The sequence below is a fragment of the Mesorhizobium sp. M0276 genome, from assembly GCF_040321755.1.
Lineage (GTDB): Bacteria > Pseudomonadota > Alphaproteobacteria > Rhizobiales > Rhizobiaceae > Mesorhizobium.
This window is the reverse complement of the sequence record NZ_JAMYSC010000066.1, coordinates 1-26,046: the sequence shown is the minus strand read 5'-3', so window position 1 is coordinate 26,046 and position 26,046 is coordinate 1. Positions and strand designations below refer to the sequence as shown.

16 protein-coding genes, 10 pseudogenes and 1 other annotated feature are annotated in these 26,046 nt (G+C 59.1%); of the genes and pseudogenes, 20 read left to right on the top strand and 6 right to left on the bottom strand.

Annotated features, from left to right (window positions below):
- Nucleotides 1-960, bottom strand: a pseudogene (locus tag NKJ01_RS31400) (hypothetical protein); the annotation flags it as partial.
- Nucleotides 961-1,630: 670 nt separating this feature from the next.
- On the opposite strand from NKJ01_RS31400, the pseudogene NKJ01_RS31395 reads away from it, so the two are divergent.
- From NKJ01_RS31395 to NKJ01_RS31385, 3 pseudogenes are all read left to right on the top strand, one after another.
- A pseudogene (locus NKJ01_RS31395) lies at nt 1,631-2,251 on the top strand (Mu transposase C-terminal domain-containing protein); the annotation flags it as partial.
- A pseudogene (locus tag NKJ01_RS31390) lies at nt 2,205-2,342 on the top strand (DUF1403 family protein); the annotation flags it as partial. The pseudogenes NKJ01_RS31395 and NKJ01_RS31390, both read left to right, overlap by 47 nt.
- Nucleotides 2,343-2,399: 57 nt before the next feature.
- Nucleotides 2,400-2,930: pseudogene (locus NKJ01_RS31385) on the top strand (IS6 family transposase); the annotation flags it as partial.
- 127 nt (nt 2,931-3,057) lie between these two features.
- On the opposite strand, the gene NKJ01_RS31380 reads toward NKJ01_RS31385, so the two are convergent.
- From NKJ01_RS31380 to NKJ01_RS31370, 3 genes and pseudogenes are all read right to left on the bottom strand, one after another.
- A complete protein-coding gene (locus NKJ01_RS31380; RefSeq protein ID WP_352734102.1) occupies nt 3,058-4,977 on the bottom strand; it encodes a potassium transporter Kup in 1,920 nt (639 codons plus the stop codon).
- Nucleotides 4,978-5,060: 83 nt separating this feature from the next.
- Nucleotides 5,061-5,253 (bottom strand): annotated as a pseudogene (locus tag NKJ01_RS31375) (hypothetical protein); the annotation flags it as partial.
- A 474-nt stretch (nt 5,254-5,727) separates the two neighbouring features.
- Nucleotides 5,728-6,756 (bottom strand): annotated as a pseudogene (locus NKJ01_RS31370) (IS110 family RNA-guided transposase).
- A 99-nt stretch (nt 6,757-6,855) separates the two neighbouring features.
- Here NKJ01_RS31370 and NKJ01_RS31365 point away from each other — a divergent pair.
- A pseudogene (locus NKJ01_RS31365) lies at nt 6,856-7,684 on the top strand (IS3 family transposase); the annotation flags it as partial.
- Nucleotides 7,106-7,221: a sequence feature (AL1L pseudoknot), on the top strand. (Overlaps the previous pseudogene by 116 nt.)
- On the opposite strand, the pseudogene NKJ01_RS31360 reads toward NKJ01_RS31365, so the two are convergent.
- Nucleotides 7,659-8,479 (bottom strand): annotated as a pseudogene (locus tag NKJ01_RS31360) (transposase); the annotation flags it as partial. The pseudogenes NKJ01_RS31365 and NKJ01_RS31360 sit on opposite strands and share 26 nt — an antisense overlap.
- Before the next feature lie 43 nt (nt 8,480-8,522).
- Here NKJ01_RS31360 and NKJ01_RS31355 point away from each other — a divergent pair.
- From NKJ01_RS31355 to virD4, 3 genes and pseudogenes are all read left to right on the top strand, one after another.
- Nucleotides 8,523-8,825 (top strand): annotated as a pseudogene (locus NKJ01_RS31355) (integrase core domain-containing protein); the annotation flags it as partial.
- A gap of 535 nt (nt 8,826-9,360) precedes the next feature.
- Complete coding sequence (locus tag NKJ01_RS31350) at nt 9,361-9,903, top strand: hypothetical protein (protein WP_352596260.1); 543 nt, start codon at nt 9,361-9,363, stop codon at nt 9,901-9,903.
- A 247-nt stretch (nt 9,904-10,150) separates the two neighbouring features.
- Nucleotides 10,151-11,896 carry a type IV secretion system ATPase VirD4 gene (virD4, locus tag NKJ01_RS31345; protein WP_023709052.1) on the top strand — a complete coding sequence of 582 codons (1,746 nt, stop codon included), beginning with the start codon at nt 10,151-10,153 and terminating at the stop codon, nt 11,894-11,896.
- Between the two features lie 692 nt (nt 11,897-12,588).
- Here virD4 and virG read toward each other — a convergent pair.
- On the bottom strand, nt 12,589-13,314 hold the full coding sequence (gene virG, locus NKJ01_RS31340) for a two-component system response regulator VirG (RefSeq protein ID WP_023685159.1): 726 nt from the start codon (nt 13,312-13,314) through the stop codon (nt 12,589-12,591).
- A 1,291-nt stretch (nt 13,315-14,605) separates the two neighbouring features.
- Between virG and NKJ01_RS31335 the strand changes: the two genes are divergently transcribed.
- The 13 genes and pseudogenes from NKJ01_RS31335 to NKJ01_RS31275 all read left to right on the top strand — a co-directional run.
- Nucleotides 14,606-15,391 (top strand): type IV secretion system lytic transglycosylase VirB1, encoded by a 786-nt coding sequence (locus NKJ01_RS31335; RefSeq protein WP_352734100.1) that lies wholly within the window; start codon nt 14,606-14,608, stop codon nt 15,389-15,391.
- A gap of 74 nt (nt 15,392-15,465) precedes the next feature.
- Entirely contained in the window at nt 15,466-15,771 is a 306-nt protein-coding gene (virB2, locus tag NKJ01_RS31330) for a pilin major subunit VirB2 (protein ID WP_023673707.1), read from the top strand.
- Nucleotides 15,771-16,097, top strand: a complete 327-nt coding sequence (locus NKJ01_RS31325; protein ID WP_352734098.1) for a type IV secretion system protein VirB3 — start codon at nt 15,771-15,773, stop codon at nt 16,095-16,097. Before virB2 ends, NKJ01_RS31325 begins: the two co-directional genes overlap by 1 nt.
- Nucleotides 16,097-18,466 (top strand): type IV secretion/conjugal transfer ATPase VirB4, encoded by a 2,370-nt coding sequence (gene virB4 / locus NKJ01_RS31320; protein ID WP_352734096.1) that lies wholly within the window; start codon nt 16,097-16,099, stop codon nt 18,464-18,466. Before NKJ01_RS31325 ends, virB4 begins: the two co-directional genes overlap by 1 nt.
- A gap of 13 nt (nt 18,467-18,479) precedes the next feature.
- Entirely contained in the window at nt 18,480-19,163 is a 684-nt protein-coding gene (locus NKJ01_RS31315) for a TrbJ/VirB5 family protein (protein ID WP_352596251.1), read from the top strand.
- Between the two features lie 55 nt (nt 19,164-19,218).
- Nucleotides 19,219-20,106, top strand: coding sequence for a type IV secretion system protein (locus tag NKJ01_RS31310; RefSeq protein ID WP_352550929.1), 888 nt, complete (start codon nt 19,219-19,221; stop codon nt 20,104-20,106).
- Nucleotides 20,107-20,133: 27 nt separating this feature from the next.
- Nucleotides 20,134-20,292: a type IV secretion system lipoprotein VirB7 gene (locus NKJ01_RS31305; RefSeq protein ID WP_081731114.1), complete on the top strand. Its 159-nt coding sequence runs from the start codon at nt 20,134-20,136 to the stop codon at nt 20,290-20,292.
- Nucleotides 20,289-21,002 carry a type IV secretion system protein VirB8 gene (locus tag NKJ01_RS31300; RefSeq protein WP_023785251.1) on the top strand — a complete coding sequence of 238 codons (714 nt, stop codon included), beginning with the start codon at nt 20,289-20,291 and terminating at the stop codon, nt 21,000-21,002. Before NKJ01_RS31305 ends, NKJ01_RS31300 begins: the two co-directional genes overlap by 4 nt.
- Entirely contained in the window at nt 20,999-21,883 is an 885-nt protein-coding gene (locus NKJ01_RS31295; protein WP_352734094.1) for a TrbG/VirB9 family P-type conjugative transfer protein, read from the top strand. The genes NKJ01_RS31300 and NKJ01_RS31295 overlap by 4 nt, the downstream gene beginning before the upstream one ends.
- The gene (gene virB10, locus NKJ01_RS31290; RefSeq protein ID WP_352734093.1) at nt 21,876-23,015 is read left to right on the top strand and encodes a type IV secretion system protein VirB10; all 1,140 of its coding nucleotides are present in this window, start codon (nt 21,876-21,878) and stop codon (nt 23,013-23,015) included. Before NKJ01_RS31295 ends, virB10 begins: the two co-directional genes overlap by 8 nt.
- Nucleotides 22,999-24,039 carry a P-type DNA transfer ATPase VirB11 gene (virB11, locus tag NKJ01_RS31285; RefSeq protein WP_023762844.1) on the top strand — a complete coding sequence of 347 codons (1,041 nt, stop codon included), beginning with the start codon at nt 22,999-23,001 and terminating at the stop codon, nt 24,037-24,039. The genes virB10 and virB11 overlap by 17 nt, the downstream gene beginning before the upstream one ends.
- A 721-nt stretch (nt 24,040-24,760) precedes the next feature.
- Nucleotides 24,761-25,447, top strand: a complete 687-nt coding sequence (locus NKJ01_RS31280) for a response regulator (protein WP_023814396.1) — start codon at nt 24,761-24,763, stop codon at nt 25,445-25,447.
- Between the two features lie 178 nt (nt 25,448-25,625).
- Nucleotides 25,626-26,014, top strand: a pseudogene (locus tag NKJ01_RS31275) (IS6 family transposase); the annotation flags it as partial.
- Nucleotides 26,015-26,046 lie beyond the last annotated feature (32 nt).

Here is a 26,046-nt window from a genome sequence, read left to right as displayed (position 1 = left end):
CGCTTCCCATGGCAATGCACCCACTTGATGGGTGGGGGCCTGCATCAGCACGCGAGCGCCTGAATTGCCGATCTCGCTCAGCTGCTTAGCTTTCCCAGGGAGATACTCTGGCCGACCCAATGCCTTCTGCGGCCCGCTGTGCTGCGCAGCGGCGTCCCCAATGGCACGAGTCTCCATGCCGACTGCGTCTTCCGGACGAGCAGCAAGGGCAATTTTTTCGCGCCCGGGTGCGGACTTCCGGAGATGAGCTAGTGCAGCCATCCTCCGGTCACCACTGGAGATCGTATAGCGTTTGGCATCTTCATCCAGCGACCCCTCGTGAAGCCGAGCCGCAATCCCCGGCTTTTTGTTTTCAACCAGGTATTGACTGAAACGTCTAAGAGCAGATCCATAGGCCTCAATGGTACGGGGATTCGGCCCGGTCGCAGGCGCTTCTTTGTACTCTTTGATGAGAGCCGCTGCGTACTCTTGGATGAGCACGGCGTCGGCAGGGTCGGGATTCAGGACAGCGCGGTCCCTCACTGGCGCTCCGCCCGCCCACGTCTTGAGACGACCCAGTGCCACAGCCACGTCCGAGGAGCCACTCTTGCTCACGTACTCCCTGAGATCCTGATCCAGCGCGTCAAGCCGAGCAGCAAATCCCGGCTTGTTATTTTCAAGGAGCCAACGACTAAAGCCGAGAAGAGAATTTACACGGCGCGTGACCGTGCTCTCGTTGACCTTACCCGCGTAAGCTGACCTCAGCCCTTCGACAAGGGTCGCATCGTTGGAATAAAGAGGACCCTTGTCGTGACCGGAGACCACTATTGGAGGATCTGGCTGCACCGCCGCCGGCACAGAACGAGCAGGGTCACGCAACTCGAACGGTGCGGGGGGATTCAGATCAACCACTGACGAATCCGGCGCATGATGATGGCGCGCCGTTGAGTGACCCGGCTGCAGCACCGAGGCACCTAGCATCGACCCACTGCCTCCGGCGTACGGCGCCGCGGCGTGTTCTTGTCCGCTCCCTTGCATCATGGGCTGCGCTTCCCATCGGGCCGCGGCTTCGATGAGGCTCAGGTCTCCCTGAGACGGATGAGGATGGAACGGGTCTGGCAGAGCCGGAACGCCGGGGGCGGGAATTTGGGCAGCGGCTTGGCGCGCCTCGCCCGAGCGCTGCTCAAAGCCCTCTTGCCCGGCCTGTGCCGCTTGCTCTTGAGATGCCGGGGGCTGCACCTGCCGCCAACCTGTTACATTGGATAGGTCAAATTTGTGCCGGTTCACGCTAGCCTCACGTCCACAGATCAGCTGAGCAACCTACTCGGGCATACTTACGAGAAGCTGACGAGGTCCGCGGTCCCGGAGCGGGTAGGCCTAATTTTCTGCGCGCCGATTGCGCTGGCGCGACGTAGCCCGGCCTTTTGCCAGCTCGGCAGCTACGGCTCGCAAAGAGCGTCGTAAGGCTTGCGGAGCCGCCCCTCAGCTCCCGTCGAGGAGCAATCCACAATTCACATATTTGGAGATGGCTCGCTGGTTTACCGGTGTCGCTTTTACTTCCCGATTTCAAACAGGGAAAAGTCAGGTGTTGTTTAGGTTTTGGCGCTACGACAGCCCCGATTTTCCGCTAACGATTTCATTGGTCGCTCATTTGCCGAACCGATTACACAACCGAAAAGCAACTCCTTCCCCATCTCTCTCCGATGAAGCATGGTCCGCGGCACGTCGTGTAGCCCGCGAGCTGGATAAGATCCTCCATGGTGCGGGGCCCCGTCAGGCGCCAATCGAGCGGGCCGCCGCGGAGCTGCGCCTGTCGACCCGCCAGATCTACAATCTGCTGGCGCGCTACCGCATCGACCGGACCGTGACGTCGCTGCTGCGCGACGGGGACGGGACTCGGAAAAAGCGACTTGACCAGGGTATCGAGGAGATCATCGTGAAGACGCAGTGGCTCGTGCTGGAGGCTCCGCCGCTCGCTCCCGTCGTGGCCGAGGTCCGGGCTCGCTGCGAGGAGGCCGGCCTGGCCACTCCATCCTATCTCACCGTCGCGCGTCGCATACCCTCGCTGTTCAGCCCCGAGGAGATCGCGAGGAAAAGATCAGCGAACCCGAAGCATCTTCAACGGCTCAAGGCGCGGCCGGGTTACATCCATGCCACGCACCCGCTGGATGTCTGCCAGATCGATCAGACACCCACCGACATCAACTTCGTTGAGGTCGTCGACGGTGGTGGAACCTTCATCGGCCGCGCATATCTTACGATCGTTAGCGACGGAAGATGCTGCGATCGCATGCGGCGCCGCGATCGCCACGCTCGATGCGGTCGTGCGCCGGGACGAAAAATGGGCCGGCGCCTGGCGGCAGCGCCTCGCACTCGGCGCGGCCGCGGCGACGGTGCGGCAGGCGGGCCGCACTCGAAGCTACGCGGAGAAATTCGGACGGAATTTCGCCCGAGAGATCAAGCGACGGTCAGCCGGCTGCCTGGGCGACAAATGGCATCTCGACGAATGTGTCGTGGCTATCAGTGGCAAGAAGCAGTGGCTCTGGCGTGCCGTCGATCAGGACGGCTTCGTCCTCGAAGTGCTGGTACAAAGCCGCCGAAATGCCAAGGCGGCAAAGCGTCTGATGCGCAAGTTGAAGGCTCAAGGGCGGACACCACGGATCATGATCACCGACAAGCTCCGATCCTATGATGCCGCCATGCGCGACCTCATGCCCGGCGTCGAACACCGGTCGCACACAGGCCTGAATTATCGAGCGGAAAATTCGCACCAGCCGACCCGACGACGCGAAAGGATCATGAAACGCTTCAAGTCGGCACGCCAGCTTCAGCGGTTCGTTTGCATCCATGATCCGATTGCCGACCTGCTCCACTTTCCCTGCAATGCGCTGTCATCGGCTCAACATCGAGACCTGCGTAACGCCGCCATGCATTGTGTCGCCACAGCGTGACAGCCGTCCCGGCCAGCTATCGCTGCATCAAGCCGCTGAAACTTACAGTGCCGGGCGCGCTGCTACCTGAATTTCCTTACCGCTCAATCAATGTGACAGCACCGATTCTTCTCAACCGCGGCATGCCCTAAATCGTCACTTGCGTTCCGATCTCGACGACGCGTCCGGTCGGGATCTGGAAATACTCTGTCGCATCGGCGGCCGAGCGGGCGAGCCCGATGAACAGCTTGTCCTGCCACACCGGCATGCCGGAATTGGGCGATGCTTTGAGCGAGCGCCGCGACAGGAAGAACGACGTCGTCATGATGTCGAACTTCCAGCCCTGCTTGCGGCAGATCGCCAGCGCGCGCGGAATGTTGGGCTGCTCCATATAGCCGAAGGTCAGCGTCACCCGCATGAACAACTCGTTGACTGTCTCCATCTTGACCCGCTCGCTGTCGGGCACCAGCGGCTGCGGTGCGGTGACCACCGACAGAATGACGTTCTGCTCGTGCAGCACCTTGTAGTGCTTCAGGCTGTGCATCAGCGCTGTCGGCGCGCTTTGCGGATCGCTGGTCAGGAACACGGCGGTGCCGGACACCAACTGCGGCTTCTTCTTCAACAGATTGCCGGCGAGGAAATCGAGCGGGATTTCGTTGCGGCGGGTCTTGTCGAAGAGATAGCGGCTGCCGCGCACCCAGGTCCACATTGCCAGAACGATGGTGAAGGCCACCGCCAGCGAGGCCCAGCCGCCCTCGAATACCTTGACGATGTTGGAGGCAAAGAAGCCGATGTCGATGAATGCGAACACCGACGCCATCGCCACCGCCACCCACAGCCGCCATTTCCAGATGCGCGTCATGACGACGAAGAGCAGCACCGTCGTCACCAGCATGTTGCCGGTCACCGAGATGCCATAGGCGGAGGCGAGCTTGCTCGATTCGCCAAAACCGACCACCAGCAGCATCACCGCCAGCGCCAGCAACAGATTGACGCGCGGCATGTAAATCTGGCCCGACTGCCGTTCCGAGGTGTGCAGGATTTCGAGACGCGGCAGCATATTGAGCTGCACCGCCTGCCGGGTCAACGAGAAGGCGCCGGAGATCACCGCCTGGCTGGCGATAACCGTCGCGGCGGTTGCCAGCACCACCATCGGGATCAGCGTCCAGCCTTCGTTCATCTCGAAGAATGGGTGGCCGACGTGACCGTTCTTCGCCAGCACGAAAGCGCCCTGCCCGGCATAGTTGAGCAGCAGGCAGGGAAACACGATCCACAGCCAGGCGACCACGATGGGCCTGCGTCCGAAATGGCCGAGATCGGCATAAAGTGCTTCCGCGCCGGTGACGGCAAGGAAGATGGCGCCGATGGTGACGAAAGCGACGTCGGGCGATTTGATCAGGAAGGCGACAATGTAATGCGGGCTGATCGCCCACAGGATTTCCGGGTCGGCGATGATGTGGTTGAGACCGGAAAGGCCGATCGCCAGGAACCATGCAGCGGTCACCGGACCGAAGACTAATCCCACCCCACCCGTGCCAAAGCGCTGCACCGCGAACACCATGGCGAGGATGACCAGGGTCAGCGGCACCACATAAGGCTGGAAAGCAGGCGTGACGACGTTCATGCCTTCGACGGCCGAAAGCACCGAAATCGCGGGCGTGATGACCGCGTCGCCGAAAAACAGCGAGGCGCCGACGATGCCGATGCCCAGGATCACCGCCGACCGCTTGGGGAAACTGCCGCGCGCTAACGCCATCAGCGACAGCACGCCGCCCTCGCCGCCGTTATCGGCGCGCAGCACGAACATGATGTACTTGATGGTGACGATGATAGTCAGCGACCAGATGATCAGCGACAGCACGCCGAGGATATCGCCGCGCTCGGCGACATTGCCGCCCGACGACGCCACCAGCGCCTCACGGAACGCGTAGATCGGGCTGGTGCCAATATCGCCATAGACAACGCCGAGCGCGCCTAGCATCAGCACCTTGGGGCTTTGCTGTTCGATTGCCAGATGGCTCGACTGTTCGACGGGTTCTGCCTCGCTACCAGTATTGGTAAGGACCATGGATGACACTCCGATAAGGGGCGGCCCTCTACCTTTGCTGCACTGCAATATCAAGTGCCGCGACGTAATGGCTCCGTATGCGGACCGCATTTGTTGCCGCACCGGCGGATTGTCTCATACGAAACCACGATCCCGCTCCCGGGCCATTTCCTCGACGAGACACAGGCTCAAGGGGAACCTGAAGCAGGGCCAGACCGGATGGGCGATGATCTGCGGCAGGAAACGATGGCGCTGCTGTAGCTGACGGCATATCTTTCTCCTGTGTGTGTCTGCCAGACGAGCGGGCGGGCACGGAAGTGGTCGCGCTCTACTGCCAGACATACTCGTCGAACCTGATGAAAACCTGACTTGTACACCCAGCCCAAACAGGTGCGAGGGGTCGGTCTATTACCAAAGGCTCTGAGGGCTGATTCTCTAGGGTTCCCGCCCAGATTGATCCGTGACCCTTGTTGTGTACCGCCCCGGGTTGATCGGAGGCTCCATGTGTGGATGCCCCGTTTCATGCAAGTGCCTTTCGCGTCTTCGAGCATGTGATCGGGTGCGGTCATGTGTCAGGCCTGTGATGCGGCGTCGGAGGTGCCGCTGGCCGTCATGGAGATACGCGGATCAGGCGCAAATCAACTCGACGAGCTTTTCGCTCTTGGAGCCTCGGTGCATTTCCTGATCCCGATCAGACCGATCATTTGCCCTTGACGTTCACGACCTCCTCACATGCCGCCCATCATGGCCTCGCAGTCGCCGAGTGCATGCTCATGCTGCCGCGCTGCCAAGATCCCGGTAATCCTCTTTCTTTGTCAACATCGCCCATACCGAGCGAGCCATCTTGTTGGCCAACGCCATGGCAACCAGCATCAGCGGTTTGCGATCCAGCATTCGGGCGAGCCATGATCCTGGCCGCGCACCGCGGCGGGAGGCCCACTGGATGACGGACATTGCGCCGATGATCGGCAACCGTCGGATGTCCCGCTGGCCCATTTTAGACGTTCGGCCGAGCCGCTGCTTGCCACCGGTCGAGTGCTGGATAGGCACAAGTCCGAGCCAAGCGGCAAAGTCACGGCCGCGCTTGAAGGTCGACATTGGGGGCGCAAACGCTTCCACCGCCATGGCCGTGATCGGGCCGACTCCCGGCATGGTCTGAAGGCGGCGTGTATCCTCCCCGCACTGGGCTTCGCGGCGGAGGATTTTCTCCGGCTCGGCAACTTCGCAGCTCAACCGATCGACCTGCTCCAAGTAGACGCGACCAACGTCGACAACCAGTTGGGGCATCCTAGATTCGGCGGCATCAATCGCGGCAGCCAAGGTTTTCAGGTGAGCCGGACCTTGCGGTGCGATGACGGCGTGTTCGGCAAGATGACCGCGCAAGGCGTTGATCAGTTGCGTGCGCTGGCGCACCAAGAGGTCGCGCGTCCGGAACACCATCGACCTCGCTTGCTGCTCTTCCGTCTTCACCGCCACAAACCGCATCGTTGGTCGAGATCCCGCTTCAGCTATGGCCTCGGCATCGGCGGTGTCGTTCTTCTGGCGCTTTACATAAGGCTTGACGTAGCTGGGCGGGATGAGCCTCACCTCGTGGCCCAGCTCCCGAATTGCCCGGCCTCATTCGTGTGCGCTCGCGCAGGCCTCCATGGCGACCACACAGGTTGGCTGTCGGGCCAAAAACGGGAGGACCTGAGAGCGAGCCATTCTCTTCCGGAATGCGACGCCGCCGTCGGCGTGAGCGCCATGAGCGTGGAAGACGCGCTTCGCCAGATCGATGCCAATGATGGTGACGTTGTTCATGTCGTTCCTCCTGTTGTCCATTCTGCGATGGCAATTCTGCCACGCCGCTGGCTCGGCGGGAGGGGCATCCACTCCATCAACTCCTGAGAAGGTGGAGCCATGACAAGCAAGACGACCAACAAGTTCTCTCCCGAGGTCCGAGCGCGTGCGGTGCGGCTGGTTCTGGATCACGAAGGCGAGCATGCCTCGCGGTGGGCGGCGGTCTCGTCGATCGCCGCCAAGATCGGCTGCAAGAAAGCCGAGCGTGACGGCGGCGTGCGCGCCGGAGTTCCCACGGATGCTGCGACGAAACTGAAGGCTCTGGAACGCGAGAGCCGCGAGCTTCGCAGGCCAACGAGAGCAAGGCTTCCGCGTATTTTGCCAGGCGAAGCTCGACCGCCGGTTCAGGCCACGATCGCGTTCATCGACGATCACCGCAAGGCGCATGGGGTTGAGCCGATCTGCAAGGTGCTGCCGATCGCCCCGTCGACCTACCACGACCATGTCGCCAAGCGCGTCGACCCCTGCCGGCTGTCGGCCCGGGCAAGATGGGATACAGCCTCGCAGGATGAGGTCCGACGGTTTGAGGCGAACTTCCGCGTCTACGGCGTTCGCAAGGTCTGGCGGCGGTTGCGTCGCGAGGGCTTCGACGTCGCCCGCTGCACGGTTGCCCGCTTGATGAAGGCCATGGGCCTCGAAGGCATCGTCCGCCGATCCGCACTACGGTGAGCGACAAGGCCGCACCTTGCCCTCTCGACCACGTCAACCGCCAGTTCCATGCTCCGCGCCGAACATGCTGCGGGTCTCCCACTTCACCTGCGTCGCGACCTGGACGGGTTTCGTCTATGTCGCCTTTGTCATCGACACCTATGCCCGTCGGATCGTCGGCTGGCGGGTGAGCCGGACGGCGCATGCAGCCTTCGTTCTCGATGCCCTGGAACAGGCATTGTTGCGAACTCGGGCCCGTTCGCGCGGTACGCGCGTTCGCGCGGTACGCGCAACGCTCGGCCTGAACGCAGACATGCGGTCAGTCCTCGGCGCAATGCTCCGCGTCCTTGAATGTACAAGGACTGATAGATCGTCTCGTGGCTGATCCGCATGGTTTGATCCTCTGGGTAATCGATCTGAAGCCGATTTAGCGATCTGCTCGGGGCTCCAGGCTGCCGACCACCTCCGGCTCTGTCGTTTTTTCCATACCCACCTTGGGGCCCTCGAATGAGGCGCCATTGGGGTTGGTGACTTTGCCGGCCAAGCGCTCCTCAACATATTCACGCAGAGCCGGATTGACCGCCAGCTTGCCAGGAGGCCGCCGGGACTCACGATCGGCGTGCCATTGGGCGGCACTGGCCGGTAATCCAGATTGCCGCTGCGCGTCGCGGCATTGCGACCTCCCGCGAGATTGTGCTCGGCGGCCGACCTAGCTTACGAGCAATGGCCCGGATGCCGATTCCCTTGGCAAGCTCAAGCGCAATATCCTCGCGCTCCCGAAAGAAAGATATCGCCCCGAAGGCGGCTTCGCCCACGGCGCCAAATGCGTTGGCGGCATCCCTCCTGCACTCCGAAACCAGCGCGGACCAAGAGGCGTTGATGTACCGGCAACCAGTGCGGCCTCCTCGCTCGAATGTCCCAAGGCAATAGCTTGCCAGAACCGGAAGCGATTCTCACGCTGCCAGGCAGGCGGACGCCCGGGCGAATCTAGCTTCTTTCGAGTGCACCGATCTGAAGCGCGTTGGTGAACCGTCATTGCAACCTCCAATCCCTTGGTGTTGCGACGACCGGTTGAATCCGCCCAACACGTCAGCATTCAATACACCGAGCGCTTGGCGGAGGCCGGCGTCGAACCCGCAGTGGGCAGTGCCGGCGACTCTTTCGATAATGCTCTCGCGGAAACGATCAACGGTCTTTACAAGGCCGAGGTGATCCATCGACGCGGACCCTGGCGCTCATTCGAGGCCGTCGAGTTCGCCACGCTCGAATGGGTCGACTGGTTCAACAATCGCCGGCTGCTGGAGCCCATCGGCAACATCCCGCCGGCCGAAGCCGAGGAACGCTACTACGCCATGTTGGATGAACCAGCCATAGCCGCGTGACTCAAACGAAACGGCCTCCGGAAAGCCCGGGGCAGTTCACATCGCATTTGATGCCAGCTTCATCGTATTTTCTTCGGCTTGGACGGGCACTTGGCAGACCCACAGAGCTGGGAACCCTTTGCCATACTACAACTGTAACATCATATCGGTTTAGCAGGTCAAGCTTCGGTGGTAACCTCATTGGGTAGAATAACTACTTTGGAGGCGAGCAATGGATCGCGATAACAAACGGGCACGCGCAGCTGCAAGATCATCTCAAGGCGTGGGGAGCAGTAGCCTCCGTGACGTTCCAGAGGGGCCATTGAGCGATGTTGCAGAACGGCTGGTAACCGCTAACCCGCGCGATACAGCGCGAAATCTTGGGGGCTTCAAAGGCCTCGGGACGCACGAGCGAACAGCCGTTCGGGGCGCTCAACCCGGGCCAGAAACTGACCTCGCGAGATTTGAAAGGCGGACCAATCGGCTTGGACGATCAGCCATCAATCTGGCCGCGACATTAACAGCCGAATTGGGGTACAGCACGGATGACATAGCATTGCAGAAAGTCGGAGCGGCCAGTAATCTAGGCGATTACCTAACGCCAGGGCTGCAAGATGCTATTGTTAATCGCATTGGCAACATGGATCCGCCGTCGCAAGCTCTCGGAGCTTATTACGTTGCGCCACACTTCAGTAAGTTTAGTGACGAAAATAAATCTCGCATTCTTGATCAGGCCATTGGATTGGCTTCTTCTGATCCGGATGGCAATGTCAGAAACATGGCATCCAATGCTATTCTCAACATGTATCCCCAGTTAGACGCAAATCAACAGGCCCAAGCTCACTCTGTTTTTCCCGGCATGCAAGACATCTTGCCGCACATGCCGCCGCCGCAGCATGCAGCAGAGGAACGGAGTGCGAATCTGGACGGCCACATAGCAGGTATTGAGGCTGCAGTCCGTGATACAGTAGGCCCGCAAACCTCCTATGAACAGCTGCAGCGGGGTGCTCAAATCGGGCGGTCCATAAACCACGCCTTCAATCACGCCCGAGAGGACCTAATGGAGGCCACCAGAAGCAGAGATCGCTCCGGCCGTTGAGGTCTCGGCCATGGTACAGTGACGCTTTCTCTCCCGAAATCCGTTTACGGCCTTGCCGTTTCCAATTCGCTGGCCGTTGACGTACCTGCTTAGTGTAACTTTCACAAACCACGTCTGCCGGGTGATGCGCTGCAAGCATCGCACCACCCACTGCGGCATCGATCTGTCGAGCGGCGACATCGCGCGACGCCGGTTCGGTCTCTGAAGCTCGCGCAGCATTAGCTACGGCTAATCCGGCAATGGAACAATGCTTTCAACAAAAACGACGCCCCCCAACATAGCCATTAGCATCGCGTGCTCACTCGCCGTGGGCTTCTGTGCGGCAAGTCTTTACGCAACCTTCCGCCACGGCGGCAGCGGCGAGGCTCTGATGGCGTTTGATGTCCGTGCCTTTTGGTTTGAGACGCCCTTCTATTTGGGTTTCGCAACCCCCGTTTTCTATCGGGGCGCGGCTATCGTGCTCTCGACGTCCGCGGTCGTCTTGCTGATTCAGCAGATCGTATTGCGCCGCAAGCTCGAACACCACGGGACGGCTCGTTGGGCTCGAGTGGATGAAATGCGACGCACGGGATATCTGCGACGATACCGTGGCGTGACAGGGCCGGTGTTTGGGAAGACAAGTGGCCCTTTCTGGCCTGGCTACTACCTGACCAATGGCGAGCAGCCTCACAGCCTCATCGTTGCACCGACCCGCGCTGGCAAGGGCGTCGGCATAGTCATTCCAACGCTACTTACATTCAAAGGCTCGGTGATAGCTCTGGACGTCAAGGGGGAGCTCTTTGAGCTCACCTCGAGGGCGCGCAAAGCCGCAGGTGACGACGTGTTTAAATTCGCGCCGCTGGATTCGGAGCGGCGCACAAACTGCTACAATCCGCTGTTGGATCTTATAGCGCTGCCTCCACAGCAGCAATTCACCGAAGCCCGCCGCTTGGCCGCAAACCTGATTACGGCCAAGGGGGAGGGCGCGGAAGGTTTCGTCAGCGGCGCGCGAGATATCTTTGTCGCGGGAATCCTTGCCTGCATCGAGCGGGGCACGCCAACAATCGGCGCCGTCTATGACCTCTTCGCCCAGCCGGGGGAGAAGTTTAAGCTCTTCGCGCGACTCGCCATGGAGACTCAGAACAAAGAGGCACAACGCATCTTCGACGACATGGCGGGGAACGATACGAAAATCCTAACCTCCTACACTTCCGTGCTCGGCGATGGCGGGCTCAACCTGTGGGCGGATCCCGCTGTAAAGGCGGCCACAAGTCGCTCGGACTTTTCGGTCTATGATCTTCGCCGTCGCAGAACGTGCATCTATCTTTGCGTTGGTCCGAACGACCTTGAGGTGATCGCGCCTTTGATACGCTTGTTTTTTCAGCAAATCGTTTCAATTCTGCAGCGGTCGCTGGCCCGCCGGGATGAAAAGCACGAGGTTCTCTTCCTGCTCGACGAGTTCAAGCACTTGGGTAAGCTGGAGGCGATCGAGACCGCAATCACGACTATCGCGGGCTACAAGGGGCGTTTCATGCTCATCATCCAAAGCCTTTCGGCACTGACGGGGGCTTATGGAGAGGCTGGCAAGCAGAATTTTCTCAGCAATACCGGACTGCAAGTGTTCATGGCCACGGCTGATGACGAGACTCCGAACTACATTTCCAAGGCCATCGGTGAATACACGTTTGAAGCCAAATCGATTTCCCACAGCCAGGCGCGAACGTTCGACTGGACCATTCAGAATTCACATCAAGGTGCACCGCTATTGCGTCCCGAACAGGTTCGGCTGCTCGATGACGACTACGAGATTGTTCTCATCAAAGGTCTGCCACCATTAAAATTGAGGAAGGTGCGTTATTTCTCGGATCGCATTCTGAAACGCATCTTTGAACGCCAGACAGGCGCCCTCCCGGAGCCGGCGCCCTTGACGGGAGCAGAGGAGGCGCTCTCCGCCGAATCTCAACTCGATGACCCGCTGTGTGAATTGGCGCAGGACTTTGACGATACAGTTTGATGTGAGGCTGGTGTGGACCCCGCGAAAAAATCCATCCCGTGTAACAGCTTTGTCGCAGGTGCAGGACGCCGGCTTGGAAGAGGGGCAAGCGGGCCAAGCCCGGCAAGTGGGCTTTGAGCAGCACGTGTCCGAGGCGCTCCGGCCGCTGTTCGATGGTCGAGCTGACGAGCCGCCAACCAATCCAGAGGAGCTTCTGCGACTGGAACAGGGGGTTTCGCGAGGTGCTTCAGCGAGGGCAGGATCATCAAGCCGCCTCGTCTTTTTTCAGCAACCCGGGGTGCTCGCTGGACGGGATGACCTCAACAGAAGCGTGTCGGAGGCTTTCGCAAGCTCTGGGACGCCGGCGTTCGGGCCGCCGCCCCCAGTCTTGGCTGCCAGCGAACAGCAGATCCGCCCCTCGCCGGATGCGCTTGACCAGGGCAACCACCTGCCACCCGAGTGAGTCGTCCCAACAATGAACATTCCGCAGCGCTGTTGTGGCCAGCGGAGACGCATAGGGCCCTGAATACGCAGCAAGCCGTCGCCATTCAGCAGCAGCTGAGCGAAATCGGCAATTCAGGCGGCCGCGTGCCTATGCAGAGAGGGGCTGATGCGATCTTCGGACCGGTAGCTCTCGCCGTAATTGATCAGGCTGGTTTACTGTTGGAAGGCTTGACCAGCCTCGTCACCCCAATCTCCAGCATAGCTCACTGTCACGCGGCCAACGTGCCTCCGTAGCTAACATCTACGTCAGCGTTGAAGAAGTACCCTGCGCCACGGGATGTTTTGACCAGGCGAGGGTTGGCCGCATCAGCCTCCAGCTTTCGGCGTAAGCGCATGATTAGGACATCGATACTTCGATCGTACACCTCTTCTCCACGCACACGGCTCGCGAGCAAAAGCCGTTCTCTGGATAGCACGTTGCGGGGGTTCTCCAGAAATGCGATCAAGAGATTGAACTCACATGCGGTAAGCTTGACCTCGCCACGCTCCGCACAGATCAGTCGCCGCTGCTTCACGCTGAGCTTCCAGGCCCCAAAGCGAAATGAGCGCTGCTCTCTGGTTCGCGGACTAGAAATGCGCTGGCGTAGCGCTACTCGAATGCGGGCCAAGAATTCGCGCATCCCGAAAGGCTTGGGAATGAAATCGGTTGCGCCGAGCTCCAGTGCAACCACTTTTTCCGCCTCATCAAGCCGGTCGCCGCTGATCACTATGATAGGAACATCTGATTTTGTCGCCAAATTGCGGACGATCGCAAGTCCATCCTCCCGGCCTAGGTTAAGGTCAACAACCACGAGATCGACTGGCTCACGTGAAAGAACATAGTCAAACTGCTTGCTATCGTGGACTGCGGTTACCTTCAGGGCATGCATCGTGAGATACTCGGCGATGAGGCGCCGCATTGCGGCATCATCGTCAATGACAAGAACATGTTTCAACGGCACACCTTCAATCTTGAATCCCCTTGTCTAAACCTGTTGCCGAGCAACCCTGGGGCACCGACCCAGAACAGCTGCCCTTGATACCACTCGCCGTTGCGTGCGGCCAATGTGAGGCCGTGCTCGTCCTGGTCTTTTCATCCCTAGCGAATTGACCGCACCAAGGCAGCCCGTGGCGCAGACAGGTCCAAGCGCCGACATGACCCTGCCGTGTGGTCATTCGCTTTTTCGCTTCGAGCTCCCCCGTTGGTGCAGGCCTGCGAATATCACTCGAGTTCGACCTCATGGATGCCAAGTTTCCTGCTATGCCCTTGCATCCTGGTCATCCTGGAGTTTGCGGACCTGGATCATCTCGATATCCTCCGGCTCGTGGATCCAGCTCGGACATGGTTGAGCAGCGCGGCGTTTGGCTTGATCGGAGAGCCGGTCGGCGGAAGAAGACCGTGATTCGCTGCAGCGGCCTTGTGCCAAATAGTATGTCTCCTGCCAAGCCGGCTTCGTCCAAGGTGGCCGGCGGCCTCAAATGCTGTTCGGGCGACCGGCAGGTCGCCGGTTGCGGTGAACGTCCGGGCTAACATTTCTCAGTTACTGCAACTCCTCCATCTTGAGCGTGTCACTATGCTTGTCCATTGCGCCGTCGGACTCCGTCAATGACGTGCGGTTTTCTGCCGATGGGACTGTGCATGATCCTCCCTTTGGCGGCGGCGGCGGCCGAACAGCTGAACCAGGCTCGCACCAGGATGGGCTGCGCCGCCACGTCTTCCCAGTTGACCCTCGCCCCCGCGGATTTGCGCCTTCGAGCCAGCTTCGCGGACGAGCTCGCGACCCAAGCAATGATCTGAGTGTGCAGGGCCGCGCATGGCTGCTCTTTAAGCACCGGCAGCATACCGGCAAAGTTGGGCTGCTTTATCGCCTTCGTCGATTCCCCACGGTGATCCCGAGCCTGAACAAACCCGCCAAGCTCCCCATTTTGTCCTTGGCTTGGCGCTGACAGAAGTACCATCCATGGCGCCGAAGTCGCGGCCCACAGTCTAGGAGCACGGACGGCCGGGACGAGCAATCCTGCACAGGAGTCATTGTACCAAGATGCTCCGGATGTCGCTGGCTGATCGGGCCCGCGCCACCCACGCATGCGCAAGATGCTCACCCACGCTGACACGAACACGGTCTTTGCTTCAGTTGAAACCGAAAAGCTGAACTTGAACATCACACAGTAACAAACCTCCCCGATAAGCGCGTGCCGGACAGGGCCAGAACCCGTCCGGCGGCTTGGAAAGGTAGGTGATAGGGAATGTTTATTGCAGCTTGGCCGCTGGCCATCGTCCTGTTGACATCCATGTCACTCCCAGCCGAGCCCGCGCCACTTTCTCCGCGTGAGTTCCGCAGCCTGTCGCGCAAATGCGCTCCCTGGGTTGCGCCGTCCACCCTGGCCGCGATTGCCAAGATTGAAAGTGGCTTTGACACGCTGGTGGCTCATGACAACACCACAGGTGAGCAGCTTCGCTGGATAGACCACCTGGAAGCCACGCGGGGCATCAAGGAACGCCTCGAAGCACAACATTCTGTCGATGTTGGATTGATGCAGATAAACAGCAAGAACTTTGCCATGCTCAATCTTACGCCGGAAAGGGCTTTCGAGCCCTGCGCCTCGCTTTCGGCTGCCGCCCACTTGCTTGAAAGCCGGTATGCCGGCGGCACCACTGCTGTGGCACAGCAACTGGCGCTTCGCCGTGCCATCTCGGCCTATAACACGGGCGACGTCACGCGTGGCTTCGCCAACGGTTATGTACGCAAGGTCGAGGCGGCCGCAAAGGACATCTCAAGTCTCCTTGAGCGAACGCTGGAGCCGACTGCTCGAGATGTGCCGCGCCTTGAGGCACCCGGTCGGAAAGCCGTGCCGCCTCTGCTCCAGCAGCGCCAACAGGCCAATAGAAAGAAGCAGCCCAACCAAGATTCTTGGGACATTTGGGGCTCGTATCAGCCAGACCGCTCCGGTGCCGATCCCTCCGGTCCGACAGGCAGCCAGGCTGCGAAAGCACGGGAACCCGCGAACCCGAACAAACTCGTATTCGATTGAAACATGGAGATGCAATGATGACGCCACTCAAGATACTTCGTGGGCTTAAAACGCGTGTTCCTTCGCCTTTTTCCATGCTGCGCATGGCGGCTGAATATGTACCGGCTGCTGCTGCAGGCGCGGCGTGGACGGTCTTCTACAGCGGGCCAGCAGCGGCTCAGGTGACCGGAGGGACGGATCCTGCCAAGATGGTCCAGAATATCTGCACGTTCATACTTGGCCCCTTTGGACAATCACTGGCCGTGCTCGGGCTCGTAGCCATCGGTATCTCTTGGATGTTCGGTCGTGCTTCACTTGGCCTGGTTGCGGGTGTCGTTGGAGGGATCGTCATCATGTTCGGGGCCAGCTTCCTGGGCAAGGCGCTCATAGGCGGTGGCTGATGAGCGACCGGTTGGAAGTGAGCATCCTCTATGTGGCGGCGACGCGCCCCGCACTGTTTCTGGGGGTGCCGCTGACGCTGGCCGGATTGCTCATGATGTTGGCTGGGCTTGTTATCATTATCCTTCAGAACCCGCTCTACGAAATCGTTCTCGCGCCACTCTGGTTCGGAGCACGGCTGGTTGTTGAGCGTGACTATAACGCGGCAAGCGTCGTGCTGCTCTATTTGCAGACGGCCGGCAGAAGCGTGGACGGGCCGGTCTGGGGAGGGGCAAGCGTCAGCGCCAATCCGATCAGAGTGCCGAAACGCGGAAGAGGAATGGTGTAATGTTCGGCGCCAGCGGCCGGACCGAGAGGTCTGGCGAGATCTACCTTCCGTATGTTGGTCACGTAAGCGATCAGGTTGTCCTTCTGGAAGACGGATCGATCATGGCCATGGCACATGTGAACGGTGTGCCCTTTGATTTGGAAGACGCTGAGATGCGCAACTCGCGCTGCCGCGCGTTCAACACTCTCTTGCGCAACATCGCCGATGACAATGTCTCGATATACGCTCATCTTGTGAGACACAACGATGTGCCGGCGCCGGCGCCGCGCCAGTTTCAAAGTGCATTCGCTGGCAGTCTGAGCGAGGCCTACGAGCGTCGTGTGCTGTCGGGAAAGCTCTTTCGCAACGATCACTTCCTCACTTTGATCGTGTCCCCCCGCACCGCAATCGGCAAGATCGGCTTGCGGATTGCCAAGTCCCGCAGACGGAATGAGCACGATCTAGCCACCCAAATGCGGAGCCTGGAAGACCTCTGGCACATCATTGCTGGCGCACTCGGCGGTTACGGTCTGCGCCGGTTGGGCATTCGTGAGAAAGGCAACGTGCTCTTCACGGAAATCGGCGAGGCGCTTCGGCTCATGATGACTTGCCGGTTTCTTCCGGTTCCGATGGTTACCGGCTCACTTGGCGCCTCGATCTACACTGACCAGGTCATCTGCGGGAAGCGGGCGCTTGAGATTCGAAGGCCCGGGGATAGCTCCGTCGGATCATTGTTTTCGTTCCGTGAATATCCGGCGACGACGCGGCCGGGCATGCTAAATTCCTTGCTGTCCGCCAACTTCCCGCTTGTCCTGAGCCAGAGCTTTTCCTTCCTCACTCGCCCACAAGCTCATGCCAAACTAAGCCTTAAGTCCAGCCAGATGACGAGTGCCGGCGACAAGGCTCTCACCCAGATCAATGAACTTGCCGAGGCAGAGGACGCACTGGCAAGCAACGAATTCGTGATGGGTTCGCATCATCTGAGCCTGTGCGTCTATGCCGACAGCCTCAATAGCCTTGCAGATCGCGCAGCAAGTGCCCGCGCACGGCTGGCCGACGCGGGCGCCGTTATCGTCCAAGAGGGCATCGGCATGGAGGCCGCATATTGGTCCCAACTTCCGGGGAACAACAGGTGGCGCACGCGCCCGGGGGCGATCACCTCACACAATTTTGCCGGGCTCGTCTCATTTGAGAACTTCCCAAGCGGTTCCAGTTCCGGCCACTGGGGCAATGCTGTTGCGCGCTTTCGCACAAACGGTGGAACTTCTTTCGACTACATCCCCCATGAGAATGACGTCGGCATGACGGCAATATTCGGGCCCGTTGGCAAAGGCAAGACGACGCTGATGACCTTTGTCCTCGCGATGCTTGAGCAAAGCTTGGTCGATCGCAATGGTGCGATCGTCTTCTTCGACAAGGATCGGGGTGGTGAACTGCTGGTGCGAGCCACGGGAGGGACATATCTTGCGTTGCGCAGAGGCGCTCCGAGCGGCTTGGCCCCTCTGCGTGGACTGGACAACACCTCCGCCTCTCGGGACTTTCTGCGCGAGTGGTTGATGGCCCTGATCGAGAGTGACGGCCGTGGTCCGATCTCGCCGGAGGAAAGCCGTCGGCTGGAACGCGGCATTGTTCGTCAGCTTTCGTTCGAACCCCCTATGCGCTCACTTGCGGGCCTGCGCGAGTTCCTATTGCACAGCCCCTCCGAGGGCGCAGGAGCACGGCTGCAGCGGTGGTGTAGAGGGGGGGCGCTTGGATGGGCCTTTGACGGCGACGTGGACGAAGTAAGGCTGGATGCCTCCATTACGGGCTTCGACATGACGCAGCTCCTGGAATATGAGGAGGTCTGTGCACCGGCCGCCGCATACCTTCTGCATCGAGTGGGCGCTATCGTCGATGGTCGTCGGTTCGTCATGAGCTGCGACGAATTTCGATTCTATCTACTCAACCCCCAATTCTCGGCCACTATCGACAAGTTCTTGCTCACGGTCCGCAAAAACAACGGCATGTTGATACTCGCAACGCAGCAGCCTGAACACGTTCTGGAATCGCCTCTCGGAGCTAGTCTCGTTGCGCAATGTATGACGAAAATTTTCTACCCATCACCTACGGCGGACCGCTCTGCGTATGTCGATGGCTTGAAGTGCACTGCGCAGGAGTTCGAGGCAATCCGCCAGGGAATGGCAATCGGCAGCCGCAAGTTTTTGCTCAAGCGCGATAGCGGGAGTATTGTTTGCGAATTCGATCTTGGGCAGATGCGCGAGTACGTAGCCGTACTCTCGGGGCGGGCCAACACAGTGCGCTTTGCCGACCAGCTTCGTAACCAGCACGGAGACGCCCCAAGTGGGTGGCTCGACAAGTTCATGGCCCGGTACCATGAAGTTCAAGACTGACGGAGGAATATTCATGAAACTTGCCAAACTTGCAGTAACGACCCTTGCTGCTTCCCTTCTGCTTCACGGACAGGCCCGGTCGCAATGGATCGTCACCGACCCTGGAACAGAAATACAAACGACCTTAACAGCGATTTCCAATGCGGCGATCCTTGAGAGGTCAATCGAGACGCTCGCTACCACGATCGAAATGGTGACAATGCTAACGTCGTCATTCGCTGTCACGGGACTGCTAAGCTCACTGAACCAAGGAAATCACTACCCGTCGAGCAATAAGCTGGAGGGGCAGATGTTTGATGCTCGGGCGCCAGCTTCGATTATGGCCCGTAACATTGCGCAGGACCCGAATCGGATAGTCAACGGCACCGATTCAGAAGCGAAACTGTTACAGGGACAAATCGCTGGGGCCGCCAATGCCGCAGCTATTGCAGCCGACACTTTGGGCATAATGGACAAGCGCCTTAAGGATAACGCCGGCACGCTTGGTCAGCTTTCCCGCTCGGGAAATATTATGCAGGCCACCGTGACCAACGGTCTGGTCCTCAAGCAGATTCACGATGCGATGATCCAAAATGTCCAGGCCACGAGTCTGCTGACGATGGCCACTGCACAAGGGAGCCTTCACGCCGCTGAGGAGGCCGCCACGCAGCGTCGCGAACATCGGGACACCGCCCGCATTTTTGACCCCCTCCCGTGAACGCTGAGTTCATCAGGCTCAGCTGCGCTGATCAGGGACACATCAGGCTCACGCCATGAATTTCAAAATTCCCGCGCCATTCACGACTATACACGCGATCTTTCATGGGGCCTTCACGTTGGGGCTGCACAAAGTGCTTGGAAAGATCCAAGAGGCGGTCAGTGCGCCTCTGGTGGCGTGTGTCACGCTTTGGATAATAATCCAAGGCTTTCTGGTCATGCGTGGTCAAGTCGATGCGCGCGGGGGTATCTCGCGCGTAATCATGGTGTCGATTGTCGTCGCCCTTATCTTAGGGCAGGCCAACTATCAGTTGTACATTGAATCCCTCTTCGACGACACGATTCCGAGGTTGGCTCACGACATCAGTGGCAGCGACTTGCCCTTCACCGGAATCCCCCAGAAGCTCGATCTCATGTTTGCTTCAAGCCAGTATGTCTTTCAGCTGATTGCTTCCGAAATTGGGCCTATGAACGGCCAGGACATACTTGCTTTCGAGGGAGCGCAATGGATTTTCTATGGCGCGCTGTGGACAGCGTTCGAGATCTACGATGCCGTTGGAATTCTGACGAAGGTGCTCTTGACGATCGGCCCCCTGGTCCTTGTAGGCTACCTTTTTGATCACACTCGAGACATAGCCACCAGATGGATCGGCCAACTGCTCTCGTACGGGCTGCTGCTTCTCCTCCTCAACATCGTGGCAACGATAGTAATCGCTGCCGAAGCAGTCTCGCTGGCAGCCATGCTTTTGATGATCAAATTCTCGGGCACGACAGCAGCCAAGATCATCGGGCTTTACGAGCTCGACATGCTTTTCCTAGCTGGTGACGCTCTGATCGTCGCGCTTCCGACGATCGCCAGCAGCATCGCCGGCGCCTCTTGGGGAGGTGCGAACCGACCTCTTAACAGCCTCAATCGCCACTTTGCCAAAACGGCGGGTGGTTAATCAATCGACAAGCTCGGTGCCAAAAACATGAAATATTGCCTACTTCTGTCAATCCTCGCTTTGGCCGCCTGCAAGACAAGCCATGGGCTTGCGACGTGCGCGGGTGCCCCATTCCAACTGAACGTGGGACAATGGGAAACCACCCCTGAGGATCTTCAGGTCGAATGCGCGGAAGAGCCAAAGTGAAATTTCCTGAACATGCCCTTCTGGTGGAGAGAGAAACGCTAGCCGCCCACTATAAGAAGGTGGAAGCGTTTCAAACGTCACGAGCGAAGTCTGCGCGGCGCCTGTCAAAGGCCCTGATAGCCTTTGCCGCAGCGGCGGTCCTAGGAAATGTTGCCCAGGCATTTACCATCGCTGCCATGGTCCCGTTGGCCAAGCTCGTACCTGTGTTCCTCTGGGTCCGGCCGGATGGGACCGTCGACAGCGAAGTGTCAGTCTCTCGACTGCCGGCAACCCAAGACCGAGCCGTCATAAATGCTTCGCTGTGGGAATATGTACGCCTGCGCGAGGGGTACACAGCAGATACAGCCCAATACGCCTATGACCTCGTATCCAGTTTCAGCGCGCCGGCTGTGCGACAGCAATATCAAGATTTCTTCAACTATCCGAATCCCACCTCGCCGCAAGTCACGGTCGGCAAGCGCGGCAAGCTCGAGGTCGGGCATATTTCCTCAAACGACATCAGTCCGGACGTTCAACAGATCCGTTACAAACGTACGCTTGTTGTCGATGGGCAGATGCCGATAGTGACCACCTGGACAGCTACCATCCGCTACGAGCGCTTGACGGGTCTGCCTGGGCAATCGAGGCTCACCAATCCGGGAGGTCTACTCGTCACTTCTTATCAAGGCTCGGAAGATAGCGTATCGAACCTGGGCTATGTGCAGCCATGACAAAAAGAGCGTTTCTCGCGCTGGTCTGTTCAATCTTCTTAACGATGGAAGCGTCCGCGGAAGACACACCACTTGCCGGCAAGCATGATGCGCGCATGCGCTACCTGGCTTACCGTCCCGACGAAGTGGTGCGCCTGTCTACCGCAGTGGGGGCAACGCTGGTTGTCACATTCGCGGCCAACGAGACAGTCGCAGCCGTGGCCGTTTCCAATAGCAAAGACCTGGCTGCGCTCCCGCGCGCCAACTATCTCTTTTTTAAGGCTAGCCGGATGCTCCCGCCGCAGCCGGTCATCGTGCTGGCCGAGAGTGAGTCCGGTACACGGAGATACGTCTTCAGTATTTCAACGAGAGCGATGCCAAAACTCGATGAGCAGCAACCTGACCTATACTACAGTGTGCAGTTCACCTATCCTGCTGATGAGGCTGCTGCTCAGAGAAAGGACGCAGAAAGGCGCTCGATTCTTGGTCAGGCCCGGGCGAAAGTGCTGCACGACGAGAGAGTTCAGGATTTGTTGAATCGGCCCGCCGCAACTACCAGTCCGGACGAAAGCAATTTTCACTACGTCGCAAAGGGCGATCGATCGCTGGCGCCGCTGCAAGTTTTCGATAATGGCTTTACCACCGTATTTGGCTTCGCAAGCAATTCCCGCATACCCTCCCTCTACATTATCAATCCCGACGGCAAGGAAGCCGCTGCCAATTACACGGTCAAAGGGGACTATGTTGAAGTATCCGCAGTCGCCCGGGAATGGCGTCTGAGAGATGGCAATACGGTCTTGTCCATTTTCAACAGGGCTTATGACCCTGTGGGACGAGCGCCAGGGACCGGTACAGTGACACCCGACGTGTGGCGCGTTTTGAAAGGCTCGGCCGATGAATGAAACCGGCCCACAGTCGGGACATGATGTCCATGCCTCCGGATCGATGGTCTCGGAGCCGGCCCGCCGGCATGTTTCGGGATTGCAGAAGTTGGCCGTCGCTGCTCTTGTTCTCATCTCATCTCTATCGCTCATCTGGCTCGGCGGTCGTCCCAGCACACAAGACGAGCCAACTCAGCCAAAACCTCCAATTGTCGCCGACGCCGAGCCATTCCGCCCCGTGCCGATTGAGATTGCTCCCGAACCTCCAGCACCCGTACAGGCGGCGCAGGCAGGAGATCCTGCGCCATCCACGCCGCCTCCGGCGCCAGCTGATCCGCCGCCGGAGGAAACACCAATTTTCGCCTACAGTGGCAGCGGTCAAATGCCCAACGACGGTCAGCGGAGCGAAGACAACCATAGGGATGCTCCCGCGACCTCGCATGAGATTTCAGACGCTGGCGATCTGACGGGGCGATTGAAGCCAGATATACAGGAGCCAAGCCGGGCCACACTTTTGCCGCACCCTGATCTCGTGATTACTCAAGGAACGATAATTCCCTGCATTTTGCAAACGGCAGTCGACACAAACTTACCGGGTTATGTGAAGTGCGTCTTACCTAAAGACGTCCGCGGCGCCACCAACAACGTGGTGCTTTTGGATCGCGGGACGACCGTGATTGGCGAGATCCAGCGTGGTCTCCAACAGGGGGATGCGCGTGTCTTCGTGCTGTGGACGCGCATCGAAACGCCTGACCATGCCCTCGTTTCGCTAGCATCGCCGGGCGCTGACGAGCTCGGCCGCTCCGGAATGCCTGGCACGGTGGATAATCACTTCTGGCAGCGCTTTGGCGGAGCAATGCTCATGAGCGTCATTCAAGGCGCGTTTCAGGCCGCCGGTCAATACGCTGGCAGCTCAGGTGGAGGAAGCGGCATCAACAGCTTCCAGAGCAACGCCGGACAAGCCGTTGACACGACCCTTAGAGCAACGATCAACGTTCCGCCAACTCTGAAGAAAAACCAGGGAGATGCTGTATCCATCTTTGTGGCTCGGGACCTCGATTTCTCGGATGTATACGATCTTAGAGCGACCGCCGTGGCGCCAGCCCCCCAACATCGCGAACGCCGGAGAGACAACAATGCGACCGGAGGCTGACCCTCAATTGCGTTTGCTTCTCAACCCTGTTCTGAAATGGCTTGAGGAGCCAAGGACCGAAGAGGTCGCTATCAACCGGCCTGGGGAAGCCTTTGTCCGACAGGCCGGCGTTTTCACGAAACATCCGCTACCGCTATCTTATGACGATCTGGAGGACATCGCAATCCTCGCTGGAGCGCTGCGCAAGCAAGATGTCGGACCGCAAAGCCCCCTCTGTGCGACTGAGCTGCCGAACGGAGAGCGGCTGCAGATCTGTTTGCCGCCCGCTGTTCCCTCAGGAACAATAAGCCTGACGATACGGCGTCCCTCAAGTCGTGTGACCGAACTCAAGGAAGTTTCTTCTCGCTACGAATACTCGCGTTGGAATCAATGGCGGTCACGAAAGGAGCGTCAAGAGCGGCAGGACGAAACGATTCTTCAGCACTACGACAATGGTGACTTGGAGCAATTTTTGCGAGCGTGCGTTTGCGGGCGGCTCACGATGCTGCTTTGCGGACCTACTGGAAGCGGCAAAACGACAATGAGCAAGACTTTGATCAACGCTATACCCCCGCAAGAGAGGCTGATAAGTATCGAGGACACGCTCGAACTTGCAATCCCGCACGAGAACCATGTCCGGTTACTCTATCCGAAGGACCGAGCAGGCGTAGGTGCGGTGACAGCCGAGCAACTGTTGCAAGCCAGCTTGCGCATGCGCCCTGATCGAATATTGCTTGGCGAGATGCGCGATGATGCTGCTTGGGCCTACCTTAGCGAAGTCGTCTCCGGCCACGCGGGATCAATATCAACGATTCATGGGGCGGATCCGGTCCAAGGCTTTAAAAAGCTCTTTTCACTCGTCAAGAGCAGCCCGCAAGGAGCTGCTGTGGAAGACCACACGCTTCTTGACCTGCTGTCGGCTGCCATTGACGTCATTGTGCCGTTCCGTACCCACGGCGACGTGTATGAGGTGGGGGAGGTGTGGCTCGCCGCCGATGCCCGGCGACGCGGAGAGACAGTAGCCGACCTTCTTAACAAGCACTAAGGCTAGAGCACGTCGGGGATCGGTAAGTGGTTTGTGATACGATGGCGTAATTTGTTCAGATTGAACGTCCACTTTGATTTGACGGAGGTGGATAATGGGAGGAGGACTGGGCGTAGACCTTCGGTCACAAGTCTGAAGTCTTCGGGCGCCCTGTCGGCGCGGCAAGCTGCGGCACGATTCGACTGGGTGTATCGAGCGCGTCCGCTGAATTGCGCGGGCGACGCTCAGCGAGCTGGTGCCGATGCCTGCTTCAAAAGCGGCATTGACACCCGGCAGGTCGTACCCTTGATTTACCTAGCCGCGCTCAATGAGCGTGTTCAAAGCCGCCGAACGTGGTTCGGAATGACCGGTTGGTAAATCGGGAAGTGCCATATAGGGAATCCTCCTGGTATTGCCTCCAGGGGGTCCTCTCAATGAACAAAGCCGCAACCTGCCCTTGCGACCTCAGCTGGAGTTTGCGACGCAACCCATATAGGGGGATCGATGCGCAGAGAAATCGCAGGCAGAGTCGGTGGCATTGTGGGCTGGCCGACCGACGGTTTCAGCCCGTCAACAGGTCTTCACGTGTTCCATCCCCGACTATTGCAGGCGTGCGGCTTGCATGCTCCCGCGATCACCCATCGGAAAGAGCGTTACGAACACTACGACGAGTTGCGCGACTTCTGCTGTCGCCCCGGTCTTACAGCGGACGGTGACCTGTCCTACCTTGATAGGACGTGAAATGCGAACGCTGCTCATTGATCATCATGTGGATCTTACGCGCGCCGTGCGAGCTGCGCTCGGGGATAGCGGTTTTGCCGTTGATGTAGTTGGCAACCTGGAACAGGCGTCGAGGGCATTTTGTTGCGCAACCTATGAAATTCTCCTGCTGGAGTTGGCTCTGCCAGATGGCGATGGCTTGGGCTGGCTGAGACAGCTAAGGAGCGACGGGCATTCAGTTCCAACCCTCATTATGAGTAGCATCAACGATCTCGAGAAGCGAATTGCAATTTTCAACGGTGGCGCGGACGACTTTCTGCTCAAGCCCGTCTCTTTCGATGAGCTCATCGCCAGAATGAGAGCCATTCTGCGCCGGTCGACACAGGTGACCGACCCCATCGTTGTATTTGGCAATCTCAATTTCGATCCGATCGGCCGACAGGTTTCCGTCTCGGGTCATCCTCTGAAGATCGCACGCCGCGAACTATGTATTTTAGAGCATCTGCTTATCCGTGCAGGCCGCATCGTGCCTCGTGCGCAGTTGGAAGATCACCTCTATTCGTTCAACGACGAGGTATCTGCCAACGCGCTTGAAGTCGGAATCTATCGCTTACGTGGACACCTGAGTAGGTCAGGTGCAACGCCACGGATCACGACCGTGCGCGGCATTGGTTACCTTCTTGAATTGACTGAGGCGGCATCCGCATAGTTGGTCTAAATTGAAAGAACAGACTGCCTGCCCGTCGTCAGGTTGAGCTTGTGGCCATAATCGACATCGCGGCCGCCCTTGACGATGGTGTCGGCATGCGGTTCGAACGGCTCTGTCGCAAACCTTTTGGTAAGCGGAGCATGGCAAGAAACACTCCTCAGCTGTGGAGGAGCACGTGATGTTCAACGGCCGCCATTTCGACCAGTCGGTGATCCTGCTGTGCGTGCGCTGGTACCTGGCCTACACTCTGAGCCTGCGCGATCTGGAAGAGATGATGGCCGAATGCGGCTTGAAGGTCGCCCATTCCACCGTGCATCGCTGGGTCGCCCACTTCTCGCCGTAGCTGCTGGAGCGCTTCAACCGGCGCAAGCGTGTGGTCGGCAGCAAGTGGCATATGGACGAGACGTACATCAAGGTCCGCGGCCATGGATGTATCTCTACCGCGCCATCGACAGCCTCGGCGACACGGTCGAGTTGTTCTTCAGCGAAAACCGTGACCTGGTGGCGGTCCAACGTACGCCTCCGGCGAGGGCCGCCTTGCGCGAGCATGGCACGGTAGCGAGGCTGCGCTCTTAAGGTCGTCCTTACGAGCGAAGTTG

Bases quoted from the DNA above. Each gene is read 5' to 3' on its own strand.
- NKJ01_RS31380 (WP_352734102.1), bottom strand. From the start codon at position 4,977: ATGGTCCTTACCAATACTGGTAGCGAGGCAGAACCCGTCGAACAGTCG.
- virD4 (WP_023709052.1), top strand. From the start codon at position 10,151: ATGCTTTCAACAAAAACGACGCCCCCCAACATAGCCATTAGCATCGCG.
- NKJ01_RS31335 (WP_352734100.1), top strand. From the start codon at position 14,606: ATGTTTATTGCAGCTTGGCCGCTGGCCATCGTCCTGTTGACATCCATG.
- virB2 (WP_023673707.1), top strand. From the start codon at position 15,466: ATGCTGCGCATGGCGGCTGAATATGTACCGGCTGCTGCTGCAGGCGCG.
- NKJ01_RS31325 (WP_352734098.1), top strand. From the start codon at position 15,771: ATGAGCGACCGGTTGGAAGTGAGCATCCTCTATGTGGCGGCGACGCGC.
- virB4 (WP_352734096.1), top strand. From the start codon at position 16,097: ATGTTCGGCGCCAGCGGCCGGACCGAGAGGTCTGGCGAGATCTACCTT.
- NKJ01_RS31315 (WP_352596251.1), top strand. From the start codon at position 18,480: ATGAAACTTGCCAAACTTGCAGTAACGACCCTTGCTGCTTCCCTTCTG.
- NKJ01_RS31310 (WP_352550929.1), top strand. From the start codon at position 19,219: ATGAATTTCAAAATTCCCGCGCCATTCACGACTATACACGCGATCTTT.
- NKJ01_RS31305 (WP_081731114.1), top strand. From the start codon at position 20,134: ATGAAATATTGCCTACTTCTGTCAATCCTCGCTTTGGCCGCCTGCAAG.
- NKJ01_RS31295 (WP_352734094.1), top strand. From the start codon at position 20,999: ATGACAAAAAGAGCGTTTCTCGCGCTGGTCTGTTCAATCTTCTTAACG.
- virB10 (WP_352734093.1), top strand. From the start codon at position 21,876: ATGAATGAAACCGGCCCACAGTCGGGACATGATGTCCATGCCTCCGGA.
- virB11 (WP_023762844.1), top strand. From the start codon at position 22,999: ATGCGACCGGAGGCTGACCCTCAATTGCGTTTGCTTCTCAACCCTGTT.
- NKJ01_RS31280 (WP_023814396.1), top strand. From the start codon at position 24,761: ATGCGAACGCTGCTCATTGATCATCATGTGGATCTTACGCGCGCCGTG.